The organism is Niallia sp. Marseille-Q9988 (assembly GCF_976954375.1).
The window spans coordinates 23288-42046 of sequence record NZ_CDRJSZ010000008.1 but is presented as its reverse complement, the minus strand read 5'-3'; the positions used below and the strand labels follow the sequence as shown (position 1 = coordinate 42046).

27 protein-coding genes, 1 pseudogene and 1 other annotated feature are annotated in these 18759 nt (G+C 33.8%); of the genes and pseudogenes, 24 read left to right on the top strand and 4 right to left on the bottom strand.

All coding sequences use genetic code 11. From position 1 onward, the window contains the following. Positions 1-87: 87 nt before the first annotated feature. Positions 88-300 (bottom strand): hypothetical protein, encoded by a 213-nt coding sequence (locus tag ACWNMZ_RS15440; RefSeq protein WP_441130912.1) that lies wholly within the window; start codon positions 298-300, stop codon positions 88-90. 148 nt (positions 301-448) lie between these two features. Between ACWNMZ_RS15440 and ACWNMZ_RS15435 the strand changes: the two genes are divergently transcribed. The 5 genes from ACWNMZ_RS15435 to ACWNMZ_RS15415 are packed head-to-tail and all read left to right on the top strand — an operon-like array spanning position 449 to position 2233. After that, the gene (locus ACWNMZ_RS15435) at positions 449-619 is read left to right on the top strand and encodes a hypothetical protein (protein WP_031537842.1); all 171 of its coding nucleotides are present in this window, start codon (positions 449-451) and stop codon (positions 617-619) included. A gap of 20 nt (positions 620-639) precedes the next feature. Then, positions 640-867: a hypothetical protein gene (locus ACWNMZ_RS15430; RefSeq protein WP_441130911.1), complete on the top strand. Its 228-nt coding sequence runs from the start codon at positions 640-642 to the stop codon at positions 865-867. A gap of 24 nt (positions 868-891) precedes the next feature. Then, positions 892-1365 (top strand): GNAT family N-acetyltransferase, encoded by a 474-nt coding sequence (locus ACWNMZ_RS15425; RefSeq protein ID WP_031537844.1) that lies wholly within the window; start codon positions 892-894, stop codon positions 1363-1365. 38 nt (positions 1366-1403) lie between these two features. Then, positions 1404-1922 carry a hypothetical protein gene (locus ACWNMZ_RS15420; protein ID WP_449598676.1) on the top strand — a complete coding sequence of 173 codons (519 nt, stop codon included), beginning with the start codon at positions 1404-1406 and terminating at the stop codon, positions 1920-1922. A gap of 14 nt (positions 1923-1936) precedes the next feature. Continuing rightward, entirely contained in the window at positions 1937-2233 is a 297-nt protein-coding gene (locus ACWNMZ_RS15415) for a GNAT family N-acetyltransferase (protein ID WP_449598675.1), read from the top strand. Between the two features lie 99 nt (positions 2234-2332). Here ACWNMZ_RS15415 and csaA read toward each other — a convergent pair whose 3' ends face one another. Both csaA and ACWNMZ_RS15405 read right to left on the bottom strand, forming a co-directional pair. Then, complete coding sequence (gene csaA, locus ACWNMZ_RS15410; protein WP_235251830.1) at positions 2333-2662, bottom strand: chaperone CsaA; 330 nt, start codon at positions 2660-2662, stop codon at positions 2333-2335. Positions 2663-2732: 70 nt separating this feature from the next. Further along, positions 2733-3509 carry a class I SAM-dependent methyltransferase gene (locus ACWNMZ_RS15405; RefSeq protein WP_235251829.1) on the bottom strand — a complete coding sequence of 259 codons (777 nt, stop codon included), beginning with the start codon at positions 3507-3509 and terminating at the stop codon, positions 2733-2735. A gap of 179 nt (positions 3510-3688) precedes the next feature. Here ACWNMZ_RS15405 and ACWNMZ_RS15400 point away from each other — a divergent pair, with 179 nt between their 5' ends. Both ACWNMZ_RS15400 and ACWNMZ_RS15395 read left to right on the top strand, forming a co-directional pair. Further along, positions 3689-4219: a sigma-70 family RNA polymerase sigma factor gene (locus ACWNMZ_RS15400; RefSeq protein ID WP_441130910.1), complete on the top strand. Its 531-nt coding sequence runs from the start codon at positions 3689-3691 to the stop codon at positions 4217-4219. Continuing rightward, positions 4179-5072 carry a DUF4367 domain-containing protein gene (locus tag ACWNMZ_RS15395; RefSeq protein WP_235251827.1) on the top strand — a complete coding sequence of 298 codons (894 nt, stop codon included), beginning with the start codon at positions 4179-4181 and terminating at the stop codon, positions 5070-5072. Before ACWNMZ_RS15400 ends, ACWNMZ_RS15395 begins: the two co-directional genes overlap by 41 nt. Before the next feature lie 105 nt (positions 5073-5177). On the opposite strand, the gene ACWNMZ_RS15390 is transcribed toward ACWNMZ_RS15395, so the two are convergent. After that, complete coding sequence (locus ACWNMZ_RS15390; protein ID WP_155986752.1) at positions 5178-5324, bottom strand: hypothetical protein; 147 nt, start codon at positions 5322-5324, stop codon at positions 5178-5180. 604 nt (positions 5325-5928) lie between these two features. Here ACWNMZ_RS15390 and ACWNMZ_RS15385 point away from each other — a divergent pair. The 17 genes and pseudogenes from ACWNMZ_RS15385 (at position 5929) to ACWNMZ_RS15305 (ending at position 18753) form a co-directional block, all read left to right on the top strand. Then, a complete protein-coding gene (locus ACWNMZ_RS15385; protein ID WP_441130909.1) occupies positions 5929-6591 on the top strand; it encodes a Type 1 glutamine amidotransferase-like domain-containing protein in 663 nt (220 codons plus the stop codon). 106 nt (positions 6592-6697) lie between these two features. Next, a pseudogene (locus tag ACWNMZ_RS15380) lies at positions 6698-7400 on the top strand (class I SAM-dependent methyltransferase). A 106-nt stretch (positions 7401-7506) separates the two neighbouring features. Next, positions 7507-7800 (top strand): hypothetical protein, encoded by a 294-nt coding sequence (locus tag ACWNMZ_RS15375; protein WP_251629334.1) that lies wholly within the window; start codon positions 7507-7509, stop codon positions 7798-7800. 7 nt (positions 7801-7807) lie between these two features. Next, entirely contained in the window at positions 7808-7987 is a 180-nt protein-coding gene (locus ACWNMZ_RS15370; protein ID WP_031537854.1) for a hypothetical protein, read from the top strand. 70 nt (positions 7988-8057) lie between these two features. Beyond that, on the top strand, positions 8058-8261 hold the full coding sequence (locus tag ACWNMZ_RS15365; RefSeq protein ID WP_031537855.1) for a hypothetical protein: 204 nt from the start codon (positions 8058-8060) through the stop codon (positions 8259-8261). 61 nt (positions 8262-8322) lie between these two features. Continuing rightward, positions 8323-8859, top strand: a complete 537-nt coding sequence (locus ACWNMZ_RS15360; RefSeq protein WP_251629332.1) for a DUF5412 family protein — start codon at positions 8323-8325, stop codon at positions 8857-8859. 165 nt (positions 8860-9024) lie between these two features. Continuing rightward, positions 9025-9342, top strand: a complete 318-nt coding sequence (locus ACWNMZ_RS15355) for a HesB/IscA family protein (protein ID WP_031537858.1) — start codon at positions 9025-9027, stop codon at positions 9340-9342. A 265-nt stretch (positions 9343-9607) separates the two neighbouring features. Beyond that, positions 9608-9943, top strand: coding sequence for a hypothetical protein (locus tag ACWNMZ_RS15350; RefSeq protein ID WP_441130908.1), 336 nt, complete (start codon positions 9608-9610; stop codon positions 9941-9943). Positions 9944-10123: 180 nt separating this feature from the next. After that, complete coding sequence (locus tag ACWNMZ_RS15345; RefSeq protein ID WP_251629329.1) at positions 10124-10513, top strand: VOC family protein; 390 nt, start codon at positions 10124-10126, stop codon at positions 10511-10513. A 227-nt stretch (positions 10514-10740) separates the two neighbouring features. After that, positions 10741-11211: a hypothetical protein gene (locus ACWNMZ_RS15340; protein ID WP_251629328.1), complete on the top strand. Its 471-nt coding sequence runs from the start codon at positions 10741-10743 to the stop codon at positions 11209-11211. Positions 11212-11337: 126 nt separating this feature from the next. Further along, positions 11338-11592, top strand: a binding site (T-box leader). Between the two features lie 73 nt (positions 11593-11665). Further along, positions 11666-13345 carry a glutamine--tRNA ligase/YqeY domain fusion protein gene (locus tag ACWNMZ_RS15335; protein WP_251629327.1) on the top strand — a complete coding sequence of 560 codons (1680 nt, stop codon included), beginning with the start codon at positions 11666-11668 and terminating at the stop codon, positions 13343-13345. 224 nt (positions 13346-13569) lie between these two features. Beyond that, positions 13570-14085, top strand: a complete 516-nt coding sequence (locus ACWNMZ_RS15330) for a GNAT family N-acetyltransferase (RefSeq protein ID WP_031537863.1) — start codon at positions 13570-13572, stop codon at positions 14083-14085. Positions 14086-14323: 238 nt separating this feature from the next. After that, positions 14324-14800: a DUF2975 domain-containing protein gene (locus ACWNMZ_RS15325; protein ID WP_251629326.1), complete on the top strand. Its 477-nt coding sequence runs from the start codon at positions 14324-14326 to the stop codon at positions 14798-14800. A 10-nt stretch (positions 14801-14810) separates the two neighbouring features. After that, positions 14811-15029 (top strand): helix-turn-helix domain-containing protein, encoded by a 219-nt coding sequence (locus ACWNMZ_RS15320; protein ID WP_031537865.1) that lies wholly within the window; start codon positions 14811-14813, stop codon positions 15027-15029. A gap of 86 nt (positions 15030-15115) precedes the next feature. Continuing rightward, entirely contained in the window at positions 15116-15871 is a 756-nt protein-coding gene (locus tag ACWNMZ_RS15315; RefSeq protein WP_251629325.1) for an isoprenyl transferase, read from the top strand. 104 nt (positions 15872-15975) lie between these two features. Beyond that, a complete protein-coding gene (locus tag ACWNMZ_RS15310; RefSeq protein ID WP_251629323.1) occupies positions 15976-16572 on the top strand; it encodes a class I SAM-dependent methyltransferase in 597 nt (198 codons plus the stop codon). A 663-nt stretch (positions 16573-17235) separates the two neighbouring features. After that, positions 17236-18753, top strand: a complete 1518-nt coding sequence (locus ACWNMZ_RS15305) for an NADH dehydrogenase subunit 5 (RefSeq protein ID WP_031539744.1) — start codon at positions 17236-17238, stop codon at positions 18751-18753. Positions 18754-18759: the final 6 nt, after the last annotated feature.

Sequence of the window (18759 nt, the reverse complement as noted above, 5' to 3'; positions counted from 1 at the left end):
CTGCAATATGTGGTAATGCTTTTTTGCCTATAGTTTGACAAAAAAAGAGAACTCCCGTAACTTTGGAAGTTCTGTGTAAAGCGGATTTTAAAATTGGAAATTTTGAAAAAGGGAGATAGTCAGAATAATGGTTGATAAGGTACCGGCAGACATTAAAGTTATGACTTTACGCTTGTTTTTTAATTTATTCTTCTCCTCTGAAGTTTTTACAAGCTCTCGAGATAGCGTACACCATATAACGATCGATACAATTGCTATAAGTAAAAGCAATATATAATCACCTCCTACAGAAATTTTCATTGATTGAATAATTTGAATTCTAATAACTTAAATGTAACATATGTGTCTGCATTTTTCATTTGAGCTTAGTCTAAATGGGGATAAACGGAACTTTTAATAGCTATTGTCCGTAGTAAATAGTAGATAAATTATATAGGGAGGAACAGCGATGTTTAAACTAAAACCCCAATGTTCCTATTGTGGCAAACATATTAAAGGGAATGAAGTTGTTTTTGTGAAAATGCTCTATCCAAAGCGAAAAGGGATGACGGAAATAAAAGCTTATATACATTATGAAGGGAAATTAATTTGTGAAAAATGCTTTAATACGAAGCAGTAATTAATTTAGGAGGGAAGAGATTGAGAACGATATTATATAATAGTGCATTTGCAATAGTGGCAGTGTATATAATCGTTCATATAGATAATTATTTGGTAGGAATTATTCCGTTAATTTCTTTATGGGTTATGTATGACTATACACATAATTTAGAGAAAAAAACAGATGTGAATCGCAAAGTGAAAGCTATCGGAACAATATGTTATTTGGTAATTGCCATTATTGGATTATTCCTATTCCTTTTATAAATAATATTAATTAGGAGGTTAACTATGTTTGAAACAAGATGGGCTACTTATGACGAGCTGAGTATTATGACAGACTACTGGTATAAAATGGCTTGTGAAATGGGAGAAATAGATGGAATACCAAAGCCAAATCTTCGGCGGATTGAAGAAGTGAAAAACATATTTCTAAAGGAATTTGAATTAGGCAATTTAATGTTTAGAGTTGCTTTAGATAACGACGATGAAAAGATTGTTGCTTGTGCAGGCGGTTTAATTAGAACAGAGTATGCCTTTCCACTTGCAGAAGAACAAAGTCTCTTTGGCTGGGTGATAGCGGTATATACGATGAAAGAATATCGGAAAAATGGTTTAGCTTCTCAGTTAGTAGATGAAGTTTGTTTATGGCTAAAACAAAAAGGCGCAAAACGAGCAAGATTATGGTCCAGTTCTACTGGACGAACGGTTTATGAACAGCTGGGCTTTGATAATATGATGGATTTATCAAAGAAGCTTTCTTAAAAATAGAAAAAGAAACGATTGAGAGAGGGAAGAGGGTATTGAAATTCACAGAACGATCTTTAAGAATTCTACATCAAGCAGAAAAGCAAGCTAGTAGGACAAATACGATTATGTACCCCATTCATCTGTTATTTGGTATTTTGCATGAAAAAACAGGAGTGTGTGCTGAAATACATAATACATGTCCCGATCTTATAGTTAAAGTAAGGGAACAATTAAAGAATCCAAGTGTAAGGGAAAACGAACAAGGAATTCCGTTTGAACATTTTCAAGTAAATATTTCTCATTCTACGAAAAATATTTTTGAGTTTGCAAGTAATCGAATGAATAGATTTAAGCAGATTTATATAAATGAAGGACATTTGTTTGAGGGGATATTGGAAAGTAATGACCAATTAACAAGTGCAATATTTGAAGCGTTTGATATAGCTAGTATCCTAGAAATAGTTGCTTATCCAAGGAATTTGACTGTTTCATTAAAAGAGTATTCTTTTCCACATCCACCATCAAGCAAATTACGTATAGAAAAGCAACAAGAAAAGATGTTGCTTTATTAAAACGCTTTGTGAATATGGAATTTGGAAATGGATGGATGGAAGCAATCGAAAATGGTTTATTTATGAACGAAATTCCTATTTTTATTGCATTCGATAATACAAGCATAATTGGTTTTGCTTGCTTTGATGTAGTAGGAAGAAAAAAGGGATTATTTGGACCAATGGGAGTCGCTCTTTCTAATCGAGCACAAGGTATTGGATATACTTTGCTGCATTTATGTTTAAATGAGATGAAGGAAATGGGCTATGAATCTATCATTATTGACGAAGCAGGTCCGATTGAGTTCTATGAAAGGGCAAATTTAGTATAACTATTCAAATATCTACCTTAAGTATATTGAAATAACAGTATATTCAGTAAAAAGAAGACCGACTTGTTCAAGCGGTCTTTACCATTTTTATTTGAATCTTCACTCTATCGGTGTTCCGTTTTTTACAGGCACGTCTGGTTTTAAAAGTACCACATCACCTTCTTCCGGGACACCTCCAATTACCAATACTTCAGATTTAAAACCAGCTATACGTCGTGCTGGGAAGTTTACCACTGCAACTACTTGGCTACCAATAAGTGCTTCTGGTGTATATCGTTGTGTAATTTGTGCAGAAGAATGTTTAATGCCAATTTCTCCAAAGTCAATATCTAATTTTATAGCAGGCTTACGTGCTTCTGGAAAAAGTTCTGCTTTTATAATAGTGCCAACACGGATATCCAATTTTAAAAAGTCTTCAATTGTTGCCATGAATACATCTCCATTTTCGTTTTATTTTAGTCTATCTTTAAATGAAATCTGTTTTTTAATTGATTCCCTATTATTCTTTCACACCAATCAATCGGAGCCTTTTATAGTCTGCCATCCATTTTCCTTTTATATATAATCTATCTTTTACATTTTCTTCAACCTTTGAAATGATTTCGGTCTTAGCATCTATAGAAATACCATGAAACAGAAGATCTCCAAACATAGTAATCCAATTCCTCAAGCCATTGTCTCCATCTAATGGAGTCGGTCGATCATAGTGTTGCGCAAAGGTAACCCTAAATCCGACTTTTTCCATTAAATGTGAATACTCCCCAATACTTGGATAAAACCAGGGGAATTGTTCTTCGCTAAACGGAAATCCTGCTCCTTTTATTTGACGTATTATTTCATCTGTTATTATTTGAACATTCCCTTTGCCACCAAATTCGGCAACAAATCTTCCTCCTTTTTTTAAACTTTGATAGATTCCTTCTAATGCTTTGACAGGAGGGTGTACCCAATGCAGAGTCGCATTAGAAAATACTGCATCAAATTCGCTAGGAAAATGTAAGCTTGTTGCATCTTGAACCAAGAATTTTAAATGAGGATATTTATTGAATGCTTTCTTCACCATATTTTCCGATTTATCGATACCTAAAGTCTCAGCACCAAAATTATGGATGGTATTCGTTAAATCACCCGTTCCACAGCCAAGATCGAGGATCGTTTCGCCAGGCTTTGGATCTAACAACTCTACTAAATTATTTCCAAATTTTGAAACAAACGAATGCTTATCATCATATAAATCCGCATTCCAATTGTCTTTTCCATTTTGAAAAGATTCCATTTCTACACTCTCCCTATGTATATATTTGTAAGTTGAATTATAATGGAAAATATTGATAAAGGGAATTAGTATTATGATAGATGCGAGATTTTATTTTTAAAAAATGGGAACCTTTCCTAAAGAAAAGACATCTTACATATGAAAGACGTCAACTAGATATTGAATAAGGAGGTTAATTCTTGGATAAGAAAGAAGTTCTAGAGTTATGGATAGACCAGTATACGCAACGTCTTGTTAGGCTTGCATATACATACACGAAAGATTGGTTAAAAGCAGAAGATCAAGTACAAGAAGCATTTGTTAAGGCATTTTATTCGATGGATCAATTAAAGAATAAGGAAGAGCCATTCTCTTGGCTGGCGAGAATTGTAATAAATGAATGCAATAGTTCGTTTCGAAAATCTTGGCGAGAAGTTATATCTGATTTTTTACCGGAAATGAATCAAGAAAGCAGTGAAGACTCCTATCTCCGAAGTGTACAGGAAGAAGAAATACATAATGCTGTCTATGATTTACCGAAACCTTATAGTTTGCCTATTACACTTTTCTATTTTGAAGAGCTATCGATTCAGCAAATAGCAGACGTTTTATATCTTAAAGTTGGCACAGTAAAATCTAGACTTGCTAGAGGTCGTCAATTATTAAGTAATAGAATGAAGGAGGATGGAAATGGAAGAAAAAGAATTAAGATTAGCAAAGATGTACTTTAAGCATGAAGTGAATCTGGAAAAGTTTAAAAAAGAAACATTCGAAAAAATAGATCAGGAATTAGATAGAGAAGAAAAGCGAAAGAAAAACTACCCTAAGTGGGTACTTGCATCTGTAGCTTCGTTAATGATAATTGGAGCGAGTCTAGCTTTTGGTGCTTCGCACATGGCAGATGCTGCACAATCTTTCATTAGTCAGCTATTTGGGTCGAAAGAGAATCTAATGAAAGCATATCCCGAAGAAACTCAAGGAGAATTAGATTTCTTTGAGCGCAGCATGCAAATAGCGAAGGAGAATTTAACCAACGAAGAATTCAAACAGTATAGTCAATTGTATACAGAACAGGCTGAGACATGGAAAAAGATAAATAAAGAAAATCGACAGCCAGATAGCAAAGAAGCTAAAAGACTACATGAAATTAAAGAATTACAAAGTACTTATGAACAGAAATTTGCTCTTAAGGAAGCACAGGTATTCGCAAGTTTTCCTATTATAAAACCTACTTATCTACCAGAAGGATATAAACAAGTAGATGAAAGCTTTGCTATATATAAGGAAGGGGAAGAACCGATTGTTTCATTAGAATATAGCGATGGCGCGTCTAGAATTTCAACCCAACAGCTAAATGTAAATCAAAAAGCTGATTTAGAAATGGAAGAGTCCGGTTTTTTTGAACAGCCTGATTCTTATTTTATAAATGGATTTCAGGTGGATTATGTTTCCCCTAGTGATGAATGGCCGTTTGTTGGGATGAGGGTAATAGTACCTGAAAAAGGATATAAAATCATCTTAACTGCAGATACAATGTCTAAAGAAGAAATGGAAAAAGTATTGCTGTCAATGATTGAAAAGTAAGAGATATGTGTAATGGAAGATCGAATTATTCCTACGATAACAATGGAAAAAGAAAGCATAATCATTCTTGATCATGCTTTCTTTTCCATAGATGATTGTGTTCTATTACTGTTGTTTGCCTGATTTAGCTGCTTCCTTATTTGGAACAGATTGAGGAGAATGGTGTTTTTCACTCCCCCCATTAGTCGGCCCATATGTATGAGCATCGTCCGTGATTTTAGCGCCTTCTAAAAAATTATCCTTCGTTTTCATATTTTTCACCTCCGTTTTTAGTATGTGGCTTCATTTAAATATTATGAATTGGATTTGTAACAGTAAGCTTGATTCCAGGTATTATATTATTTGTTGTGTATTCTTCCATTCACAATTGCCATTTTTCCTATCTCTGTAAAGCCGTTAAAAAAGCCGAGAAGTTTAGCTTTTATAAAGAAATGAAGATGGTTTTTCCATTATTGTAGCCAAATCTTTGGATTTCGACTTTTTTAATTAGTTAATCAGTATTTCTCCGCTCATTTGTTCTCCCGTTACTAGAAATTAACATTGAATAATAACATATCCTATTACTTAAATCAGCCAGTACCCATTCTTCCATTTATAATTCATGTCATTTCTATTAAAATAAAAATAGGAAAAGAAATAGTAATGGAGAATATTACATAAAAAATGGTGATGGTGCATTAGAGCATTATCAAAACGAGAATTAATATATTCGCAACCAGAAAATGAATATTTGGAAAGAATGGGAGAAAGTATGCGGTACTTTCATTGAATCAGATAAAAAAGATTTTTTAGATATATCAATTAATTACTATCATTGTAAGATAGAATATTTTTATTTTAAGGAGAAGCAAAATTTATGGGGATTATAATATTGTCCGGTGGTGGAGATTTAAAACAGACCTTTGAAATTAATCAGTATTTTGTGCAATTGATCAATAAGGACAAACCGTTATTATATCTACCTATAGCAGGAGACTTGAAAGTAAGAACATATGAATCTAGTTTAGTCTATATAGAGAAAATGTTTCGTCCTTTGGGAATCCATAATATAACAATGTGGACAGATATCAATGGGAAAACAATAGAAGAATTAAACGAGTTTTCAGCAGTTTATATCGGTGGAGGAAACACTCTTTCTTTATTAAATGATCTTAAGGAATCTGGTTTTGATCAATTACTAAGCTTATATTTTCACAACGGCGGTACAATATATGGTCAAAGTGCTGGGGCAATAGTGCTTGGAAAAAATAATATTTTACATTCTTGTGGTGAAAATTACTCGTTTTATGTATATGCAGGATTAAATTTAGTTGCAAATTATTCAATATGGTGCCATTACTCCACTAAAGATGATCTATTAATAGAAGCTTGTTTAAAGAAAAATCAACAAACTTATATACTACTTCCTGATGGTGTTGCTGTCGTATTTAATGAGGGAGATTTAAGTGTAATAGCTAAAAGTAAGCCAAAGATTGCCACTTTAAATAAATTTGGGAAGATGGGTTTAAAAGAAATCTGAATTATCAGTATGTTGCGGGAGGATTTAAATAAAAGACTAGAGGCGGATTTTACTCTGAATATTAGCTGTATATGGAGAAAGTTATTAGAAGAATGGAGGGCTATATGTGTCTAGATTAGATTTAATCCGAAAAGAAGAAAAGAAATACCATGATTATTTTTATGAAAATTATAAGTTGTTTGAAGAAGGATCGTGGTTATATAAGCCGGTAAAAGTTGTTTTAGATTTTTTCCTAATACAGAAAATATGCGGGTACTGGATTTAGGTTCAGCTGTCGGGAGAAACAGTATTCCCATTGCGCAAGAATTAAAGGTAAGAACGGGAAAGTCATTTGTGTTGATCTATTAGATTCCGCTTTAGAAAAATTGAAACGGTATAGCAAAGAATATAAGGTTGAAGGAATCATTGAAATGAGAAAGGCAGATATTGGCCATTATGTAATCGATGAAAATGAATTTGATCTCATTGTTGCTGTGTCCACTTTGGAGCACGTCGAATCAGATGAGGTTTTTGAAGATGTATTGAAACAGATGGCAGTCGGAACAAAAAATGATGGAATAAACTGCTTGATTGTTAATTCTGAGATAGAAGAAATCGAACTGGCAACGAATAAAAAGTTAGATGCAATGATGGAAATAAATAAGAAAACGGAAGATATGATACATACACTAAATAGAATCTATAGAGGGTGGGAAATGTTGTCCCAAGTAGTTAAACCGTTGGAATATACAATTGTCCGTGATGAAAAGGTAGTATTGCTAAAAATAAATGCTGTTACTTTTATTGTAAGAAAGCCAGCTATTAAATAATAAATTCTGATCGTTGATAAGGCTTGGCTTTTTTTGCGTGAAACTTAATTACGTTCTAAAACGTATAAATAGATAACAAATAGAAAAGGTATGAGCATGCTATTGGTTGAAGACTATTTTATCACTAATATTAATAACCGTTCTTGTTTCTTCGCTAATTATCGTAATTAAAAAGAGGAAAAATACAGGAATAACGGGAATTAAAAGTGCTTTAACACATATTTGCTTTTTTCTTATAAGTATATTCAGTTTATTAGCTTATTGGTTAAAGTATACAGGGCTTACCGTTTGGCTAATCAATGTTTTTCTATTAATTATGGCAGCCTTTTTTACAAAATATATGCCAAAAGGTAAAAATGGAACCGGAGTATTTAAAGATAATGATTTAATAAGAGGGTGAATTACTTATGAAAAACAAAATTTTAAACTTCGTTGTTCTTACACTGATATTATCAGCAATGGTGATTAATAATTTAGAAGGACTTCATCCTTTCAAAATGATAGTTAATAATGTTGCGATGGGGATTTTAATTTTGATTGGTAGTGACCATCTGTATAGGCATTTGAAGCGAAGTAAAATACAATAAAAAAATAAGTTTTTTTCATAAAAGCATACATATCTAACCGTAAAATCTAAACAACTAGTTAGAGGTGTTTATGATGATCAATCTATTAGAAACAATCAATCAATTATCGGTGGTATTGCTACTACTATGCACTTTTTTCTATTATTGGCATTTAAAAAGGAATAAAAAGCAAAGAAAACTAACAACATTTGAATTTTGGATGTTTTTCACTATTAAACTAGCTATTTTTGTTGGCGCAGGTAGTTATGTTCTGCTTTTTTTAGATCGGAATTAGACTTGAAAATTTAACAAATGAATAGATAGCATGGATGAACATTTTAAATAGGGGGAGCTTTATGGAAAAGAGCTATAATGTATGGTCACTATATTTAATACTTGTTTGTTTAGTCTTAGGAGCTTATTCCTTGTATTCAAATATTAACAACACTTGGTTGATTGCACCTCCAAATTATATTTTACTTATATTTAGTGTAGTAGCCTTTATTTTCGCTATTATTGGTTTTAAAGATAAAAGAAATAGGCGCTCAAAGACAAGAAGTTGGTTAACGGTCATTTTATCCGCCAGCCTTTCCATTGCATTCTTACTTGCAACCATGTTTGTATTATTTGCCTCTGGGTTTGGAGCAAACAAGCATTTGGAAACAGTACAATCTCCTGAAGGAACGAACACAATAGATTTTTACCGATATGATGCCGGGGCAATGGGGTCATTTGGAGTTAGGGGAGAATTAAACGGTCCACTTTGGTTTAAAAAGAGAATCTATTATCAAGATAATATCGAAAATGTAGAGGTTAAGTGGGAAAATGAAAATACCGTTTCGATTAACAATCATCTGTTAGATCTGAAAAAAGGAGAACGATACGGATATTAGTTACTAGAAAACTAACTTTTTTTTCAATATTTTTCTTTATCCATACATCAGAAAGCAGTTTTTTTGCAACCCTTTGCGAAATCCATTATGCTGAAAGTAAGATGAGTTACATTCTTATATTGGAATAGTATATATAAGATGTAAAAATAGGTAGGAGATGGCAAAATGAAGGTAACAATCACAGATGCTGCTGTTGAAAAATTTCGTAGTTATGAAGTTCCTGAAGGTGCAGTTTATCGGTTAAACACAATCTTTAGCGGTGGATGCAGCTATGTTTATAATTTCGATTTAGCGGTTGATTTTCCACAAGAAGGCGATACAGCCTTTGAAGATAATGGCTTAACGATTTATTTAGATCCCTTAACAATTAAGCATATTAATGAGGATTTAAAGTTTGATTATGTACAAGGAAAAGGATTTCGCTTAATTGGTGCTAGTGAAATTTATTCTTTTCATTTGGAAGTTAAGCAAAAAGCGAATTAATAAAGGGAAGAATCAGGTCTCTAATAGGGGCCTGTTTTTATTATTTTAAGCGGATATATGATTTGATTTATCCTATTCTTTAGTTTTTATAAGCTGTAAAAATAAATTAATTGAAACATTTCCTCCGTTCACTCGTATACTCAATGAAAGAGAGGGATATTAGAAAATGGTTATGTATTTCATAATGCTCTTACTTGGAGCTTTATTCGTTTTTGGGTCATTATATTACATAGTTGTTATGTACTTCGATAAAGAGTTTCCCTTAATGAAAGCAGCAAAAACTATAGGTGTCTTGTTATTAGGTATTTTGCTGTTAACTTTCACTTTGCCAAGTCTAAAATATATGCTGTTTAAAGAATATGATGTGGTGAAAGGAGAGTGTGTTATTGACATAGATACATCAGGCCGCACTGCTGAAGCAATCTTCAAAATGCTAGATACAGACGAAATATTTACATTTGATGATATTCCTAAACTGGATGCATATGGTAAGAAAGTGCCTTATTCTTGTACAATGACAGTCACGAAAGATCATAAATGGGAAATAGGCTATAAAATATACGAAATCGATACAAAAAAGCCCATTTTAACTAGTGAATAACTTACTATTCTCCTGTTAAATGGAATGAAGAAATAAAAGTGCCTTTCTAAAAAATGGGAAGTAAAACGAAAAGGATTATTGAATGTAATTGTCGAACTATTACAGACTTAGCTGTTCTAAAATCTCCATAAAGTGGGAGATGTCTATTTATAGAAAAAATAAATAAGGAAGTGAAGCATCTTGATTAAATACAAATCGCTCCATCATGTAAGTCTTACAGTTACGGATTTGGAAAAAGCCAAATATTTTTATGAGAAAATTCTTTGTTTAAAAGAATTACAACGTCCTGATTTTGATTTTCCAGGTGCCTGGTACCAAATAGAGAATCAGCAACTTCACTTAATTGTTTATCCTGAGTCGCAAACCATTCGAACAAATAAAACTCTAAATAGCAAAGAAGGTCACTTTGCACTTCGAGTAGAGAACTACTATGATACGCTGAATTGGTTAAAACAGAATAATGTAGAAATCATCGAAAAACCATATGGTATAAGTGGATTTGCTCAGATTTTCTGTGCAGATCCCGATGGTAATTTAATCGAATTAAATGTTGATCAGATGGATTTATAAGATAGAGGGGGGAAATATTCTCATTTCCTTTCAAAGATGTGTTTACAACAATTTCGATGTTTTTTGATACCGTAGTAACGAAAGTATCAATATTAAAGAATTTCTTTAAACATATTTGTAGATGGAACGACCGATACATAGACAGTTTGGGAATATCAAAACCATGTGGCTTTTTCAATTGTTCCAAATAGGCAAATATAAATTTGTTCAAAAGGAGGCAACTGTTTTTGAAAAAGTTTCGAGGAAAAAAGCGTTATTTTCGCAACTTGTGGAGAGACTTAAACGCAGAGCAATACGATTTAGACTTTAGCCAAGATGCTTGGTTTGATGCTTGGCATACCCATCTTGATTTTTACGGGTATGGGAATCATAGCGGGAAAATAAGAAGAGAGCATATAAAAGCACATATCTTTTTGTATAACAGTTTATTAGAAAAGCTCAGCACATTCGATAAACCTTATCAATCATGGATAGGGTTAGTGGAAGAAGAGGCAGGTTTAGATGCAGTCTATATCCACTCACCCAATCCTAATGATGACAATTTTCCTATTAAGATAGAAAATTTAAATTGGGAATGCACTATCCCACATGATTTCAAGGATTTAATCAACCGAAAAGATTTTAATGTGGGTCATTATAAGTGGGAATCGGATAATTATTATATTATCCAATCAAAAGATATGGGGATTAAATTGTAGTCTTATATAAGACTAAGAGCATTTTTGTGATATGGATTTTTGTTTATTTTTTAATTTAATGAATATATTACCTTTACAAACAGAAAAGACCTTGTTATCATAGGAATAATTTAAATCCAAAAAATAGCAAAAGCGATGAAGAGAAGAGTAAATAACCTAATTCTTTAAAGAGAGCCCCAGCTGCTGAAAAGGAGTAAGAATTACTTATTGAACCAAGACTCTGAGCATTCACATTGGAACTTATGATGAAGGGATAGTGTGACAGGTGCTCCTGTTATAGAGCTAGGGTATAAGTAGGTAACTACCGTACCTGAAGAGTTTAATATGGCGACATATTAAAAAACTGGGGTGGCACCACGGATATAAAATCTCGTCCTCAAGACTAAATGTCTTGGGGGTGGGATTTTTTTTATTGGCATAAATAGTTCGTTTCTAAAAAAATGGAGGGATTAAAATGACGGAAGAGAAAGTAGCGTTAGATAATAGCTTGGAAAAAGCGGTAGCTGAAGACTTACAAAATGGGGCATATAATCGAACGATTTGCACAAGATTTCCCCCTGAGCCAAATGGTTACCTGCATATCGGCAGTGCATATGCCATCCATATGAACTATGCGATTGCGCAAAAGTTCAACGGGAATTTTAATCTGCGCTTTGATGATACCAATCCTTTAAAAGAAGATATGGAATATGTGGATTCGATTATAGAGGATATTAATTGGCTAGGATATTCTCCAGAAGAACGGATTTTTTACGGGTCTGACTATTCTAATAAAATATTTCATGCAGCATTGAGTTTGATCAAGAAAGGAAAAGCATATGTTTGTGATTTGTCTCCTGAGCAAATAAAGGAATACCGCGGAACACTTACAGAGCATGGTAAAAATAGTCCTTATCGAAACAGGACAATAGAGGAAAATATCGATTTATTTTTGAGAATGAAAAATGGAGGATTTCCAACAGGATCGCATGTATTACGAGCCAAAATTGATATGGCCTCCCCAAATATCAATTTAAGAGATCCCATTCTTTACCGGATTATTCATGCTAGTCATTATAGAACCGGGAATGATTGGTGTATTTACCCAATGTATGATTTTGCTCATCCATTTCAAGATGCAATCGAAGGTGTTACCCATTCCTTATGCTCCATTGAATTCAAAGACCACAGACCTTTATATGAGTGGGTATTGACTGAGCTAGAAATAAAGGAAGCGCCAAAACAACGTGAATTTGGAAGAGTGAATATAACTGGTGTTGTAACAAGTAAACGATATTTAAGGGAATTAGTGTTAGGGAAGCTGGTAGATGGGTGGGATGACCCTAGATTACCAACAATCCGTGGACTTAGGAGAAGAGGCTTTACCCCAGAAAGTATTCGCACCTTCGTTGATGAACTTGGATTTGTAAGAAATCAAAGTACAGCTGACATAGCAATGTTGGAAAGTACGCTTCGGAGAGAATTAAAATCAAAAGTAAATACAGTGATGGCAGTATTAAATCCATTAAAGGTGACGATCACCAATTATCCTGAGGACAAGACAGAGCTTTTATCAATGGAAAATAATCCGGAAAATCCTGCATTAGGAAATAGAGAGGTTGTTTTTTCAAAAGAGATTTATATCGAAAAAGAAGACTTTATGGAAGTCCCAATAAAAGGGTTTAAACGATTAGCTTTACATGCAGAGGTCCGATTAAAAGGGGCGTATTTCATCAAGTGTAATGAAGTGATTAAAGATGAAGTTACAGGTGAAATTATCGAATTAAAATGTAGCTATGATCCAAAGACCAAAAGTGGAACGGGATTTTCTGAGCGGAAAGTAAAAGGAACGATTCATTGGGTTTCTGCTATAAAGAGTGAAATAGTGGAGGTAAATCTTTTCGATAAATTATTTGAAGACGAAATGATTGTGAAAGATGCGGGAAAAACTTGGGAGGAAAAAATGAATCCCAATTCTAAAGTTACACTAAACCATTGCCGAATTGAATCTTGGATGAAGGACGCAAAAATCGAAGATAGGTTCCAATTTTTGCGACACGGTTATTTTTGTGTAGATAAATATTCTACAGAAGATAAATTAATTTTTAATCGAATTGTGTCATTGAAGGATTCTTGGAAAGGGAAAAAAGGATAAAGTTGAAATCGAGTGTAAAATTTTTGCACTCGATTTTTTTACAAATAGATATTTTAACATCTATAAGCAAAGGGGATTGAAAGTTGGATGAATTGCTGTAAAATTATCAGAGAATAGGTAATTTATGTTAATGTGGATTAAAGCATGAAAGAACTAGGGAAGATGGATGGAAAAGTTAGAAATTTAGATGAAAGATAAAAATAGATAGAGAGAAGGCGATATTAATGGAATTAGTGAGACCATCTGAGCAGTATTGGGAACAATTAATGGAATATAGAACAGCATTTTTACATATAGAAGAACACCTTTATGGCGGCAGCTCCTTGCAAAATTATACCGACTTTCAGGAATGGCTTAATAAAGTTATTAGCCAGGAAAATGGTGATAACCTACCTCCAAATCGAGTTCCTGCCACTCAATTTTTAAGCATTAGCAATGGGAAATTAATTGGACTTATTAATATTCGCCATCGATTAACCCCAGAATTGTTGATGGAAAGTGGACATATTGGCTATAGCATTCATCCAGATGAGCGCAGGAAAGGATATGCGACAGAGCAGCTGCGACTGAGTTTATTAGAAGCTAGAAAACTGGGCCTAAATAAAGTCTTAGTAACATGTGATAAAGAAAATATCGCCTCTGCTAAAACGATTCAAAAAGTGGGTGGAGTGTTAGAAAATGAGGTGATTTCCGCAGAAGGGAAGGAGATTGTTCAGCGTTATTGGATTGAAATTGGTTAACATTTTATGTCTTGGAAAAATAAATGTAGTAAACTATTCTGCAGTCCACTTCACAATGAATTGGACTGCCTTTTTTACAGAATCTTTTTTAGCAGAAAAATGAATATGTATAAGTTTAAAATAATCATCCAACCTGTTTATCAATAAAAAAAGTATAAATTTAAATAAAAATTTATTGTAAAACGATAAATTATATGGTAAATTTCAATAAGATAATAAATAGGAGAGGTGCTTTTTTATGAAAAGAGGAACAACACTTTTTTTAAAGATAGCTGTCGTTCTTATTGGAACCCCAGTTCTTGTTTTAGGATTATGGGGAATGTATGACTTGGCTAAGAATCCAGTAAATCCAGATTATGCCCATATTCTATATCCGATTGTAATTGGAATATATCTATCTACAATCCCGTTTTATATGGCTCTTTATCAGACTTTTAGACTTTTGGGTTATATTGATAGGAATGAAGCTTTCTCGGTAATGTCTGTAAAGGCATTAAGCCATATAAAGAAAGATGCAATTATCATTTGCAGCTTATATGTACTAATGATGCCTTTCATTTTTCTCTTGGCTCAGTCAGATGATGCTCCAGGTCTTATCTTATTTGGAATGATTCCGGTTTTTGCTTCCATCGTAATTGCGGTCTTTGCAGCTGTTCTTCAAAGGCTTTTACAACAAGCGATTGATATAAAATCAGAAAATGATTTAACAGTCTGAGGTGAATGAAATGGCAATTGTAATTAATATTGATGTGATGTTAGCGAAAAGGAAAATGAGCGTGACCGAACTTTCAGAGAAGGTTGGAATCACGATGGCAAATCTATCTATTTTGAAAAATGGAAAAGCCAAAGCCATTCGACTTTCCACATTAGAGGGAATATGCAGGGCTTTAGAATGTCAACCTGGAGAAATCTTAGAATATCGTAGGGATAAAGATAGTGAATAAGCAGAACATCAAAGGATTCCCAGAAAGCATCATGACGTATTGGGGGAATAGAAATATAAAAAAACTTTTCGAAAGGAGGGAAATCAATGAAACTACCTTTTTTCAATAACAAACAAGCAGAAGGATCCGTCCATTTTCCGAATGATACTATACCGGAACATATTGCCATCATTATGGATGGAAATGGACGCTGGGCAAAGAAGCGAGCCATGCCGAGAATGGCTGGTCATAAAGAAGGAGTGTCTACTGTCGTTAAAATTGTTAAGACAGCAGTTAAATGCAAGGTGAAGGTTCTCACACTTTATACGTTTTCTACAGAAAACTGGAAACGTCCAAAGACCGAGATAGAGTTCATATTGAGGCTTCCTAAGGAGGTTCTATCTATTTATCTACCAGATCTGATTGCTAATAATGTGCGCATAGAAATAGTTGGGGATATGGAAAAGCTTCCAGCTCATACACGTGAAGCCATTGAGGATGCAATGGAACGTACGCGGTATAACGACGGCCTTTTGCTTAATTTTGCACTAAACTATGGTAGCCGACACGAGATTTTACATGCGATGAAAGAGATGTTTTCGGATATAAACAATGGAAAATTTTCACTAGAAGAATTGGATGAACAGAAGTTTTCAGACTACCTATATACAGCAGGTACGAAAGAACCAGACCTCCTTATTCGAACAGGAGGGGAAAAACGTCTAAGTAATTTCCTGCTATGGCAGCTTGCTTACACGGAGTTCTGGTTTACTGATATACTGTGGCCAGATTTCTCTGAGAAGGACTTTCTACAAGCGTTAGAAGAATATAGAAATCGAAAAAGACGTTATGGTGGGCTATAAAAGTTTGGTAATATATGTTGAATCAACGCATACCAACGCTAAATTGTACTTTAACGGTTGATTATTGCTAGAATATTCAATGTTTAAAGTTGGAGGAGCGAAAGATGGAAACGAATGTATTTGAACAGCTTGCAAAAAGATATGATACAGAAGATAGAATAGAATTGGCGAAAGTTATCGCGAAGGAAGTAAGGACAGAATTAGAAAACAGTAAATCCCAATCTTTAATCGACTATGGGAGTGGTACTGGTCTCGTTAGTTTAGAATTAACCGACTTGGTAGATTCGATTTTGCTAGTCGATTCATCGGAACAAATGCTGGAGGTTGCGAAAGCGAAAATAGCGCAAAAAGGTATTAGGAACGCAAGCTTACTTTATTCCGATTTTACGAAAAATACTACGGAATTAAAAGCAGATATTATTCTCATGTCTTTGGTCCTTCTTCATATTCCAGATACGAAAGGAATATTACAGGAATTGTTTTCTATCTTAAACACTGACGGTAAGCTAATTATTGTTGATTTTGATAAAAATGATAATATTAGTCATCCAAAAGTTCATAACGGTTTTTCCCATGAAAAATTAAAAAAAATATTATCCGAAGTAGGTTTTAAGTCATCCAAAATGAAAACATTTTATCATGGTAATCGCATATTTATGAATCAGGATGCGTCAATGTTTATATCCAGCAGTATAAAATGATTTATTTTATTTTTAGTGCTTTTTATGATAGTAATTCATCAAGATGTCCCTATGGTAATTATATTTCTATAAATTTAAATTTAAGATAGTTTGTGACTTTGGAAAAAGGTATCGTGTCATTATTTAAGAAACCTTTCCATTGTAGAATAAGGCTTTCTTGTTGACAAATATAAGAATTTGGAATATCTTATATTTAGCTTAATACTTAGTTATAGGTTAATTTTCTTTGTTTCAAGATTAAGACTTTAGCATTCTTTTATTGTTTACATTGACTGAATGAAAAAGTAACTTAATAGAAAAAGGAAAAGTGATTTTATAAATAAGTAGCCAATTAATAATGGAATATTTATTATGAAAGTTAATTTACATATAAAACCTATAAAGGGTAGCTCTTCAAAAAATTCGCTGTAATTAGTTGAAGGGAAGCCGACAATTTTTTTGTTTCCTATGATTATTATCATGGTGAAGCATAAAGATTGTCGGCTTTTTTATTGGGGAAAAATGTTGTTCTACTGTTACAGTTTATAAATGTCCGAATGATCCAACTAAAAATCAGTGGGAAAAGGTCGTACTGACGGAAGTTTCCCTTTATTAAAAGGAACGTTGGGGATTTTTGAAGTCAATGTGGTTTTCTAAGTAAGTTAGTAAAAGGAGAATTTCAACATGTTTGTTTCGCTGAGTTTGCCATTATTGCTAGTATTGTTTTTTATTATGATTTTAGTTTCTATGCTAAGTGGATTATTATTTCTGCATCCAAGAGTACCACTGAGCTTTGTGAAGATACATAGCTGGATTGTGTCTTTACCGCCTCTAGTTTCCTTAGTAGCACTTGTGAATCCGAATGGAAGGGGGAATTTTGGTCCATTACACTTGGATTCCTTGGCTTGGTTAATGACTTTTTTCGTTCTTGCCATAGGATTAATTGTGCAACGTTTTTCTATTCGTTACTTAATGGGAGATCGCTCTTATCGAAAATATTTTCCACTCTTTACGTTCACAACAGCTGCTGCTTCCATTGCTTGGTTAAGTGCTGATCTGCGCTTGATGGTTTTATTTTGGGGAGCAACGCTTGCTGGATTAACCTTTCTTATCAAATTAAACAATAGGTGGAAAATAGCAAATGAAGCATCTAAGCTCTCTGCCCGTAACTTTATATTTGGCTGGTTGTCCTTATTATTGGCGGTCCTTTGGCTATATCAAGGCACTGGTTATTGGCAATTAGCGTCTGTTTTATCCAGCGAAAATGTAGCTGAACTTGCAAGTTGGGAGAGAACTGGGATTAACTTACTGATTGTCCTAGCGGTTATCATTCCGGCAGCTCAATGGCCTTTCCAAAGATGGTTGGTAGAGTCTGTTGTTGCACCGACACCTGTTTCAGCAATTATGCATGCAGGAATTGTAAATGCAGGTGGGATTATGCTTGCTCGTTTTTCTCCACTATTTAATGGAGATATAGCTACTATTATCTTGCTTGTTCTAGCAGGTATATCTGTCTTGGTTGGTTCTGGAATCAGTTTAGTGCAAGTGGACTATAAACGTCAGTTAGTAGGCTCTACGATTGGACAAATGGGCTTTATGCTCATTCAATGTGCGTTAGGTGCCTATATTGCTGCGATTATTCATCTTATTCTACATGGTTTGTTTAAAGCCACTCTTTTTTTACAGTCAGGTTCAGCGGTGCGTCGTTTCGAAATATCTAATCAAAGTAATAAACAGACCTCCCTTTTATGGAGCATAACGGGGTGGATTTTAGGATTCGCTGTTGGATTGGTCTTTTGGCTCCAGTCACCAGGAGAGGGATATCAATTAATTAGTGCGATAATCTTAGGGTTGTCCTTGTCTATTTCTTGGAAACAGCTAGTAGCTTTGGGAGAGGGAAACATTGGTCGAATCGCAGGGTTATTAATGGTAGGAGGGACGGCTGCTATTTATGTCACTATTCATCATTTTTTCTATGATTTCCTGCAATCTACAGTTTCCCAGGGGACTCAGCCTCCAACAGTTGCAGTCATCATAATTACCTGTCTTTTATTAGTTGGAAGTGTAATAGGGTCATTTATTGCCCGTAATCGTTCGTCTATTTTCTTTGCAGTACTTTATCTATGGTTAGTAAGATTAGGCGAAGCAAAGCCAAAATCAGTGGAAAGCCATCCCAGTTATCTAAAACAACAATTGCCATAAGGAGGT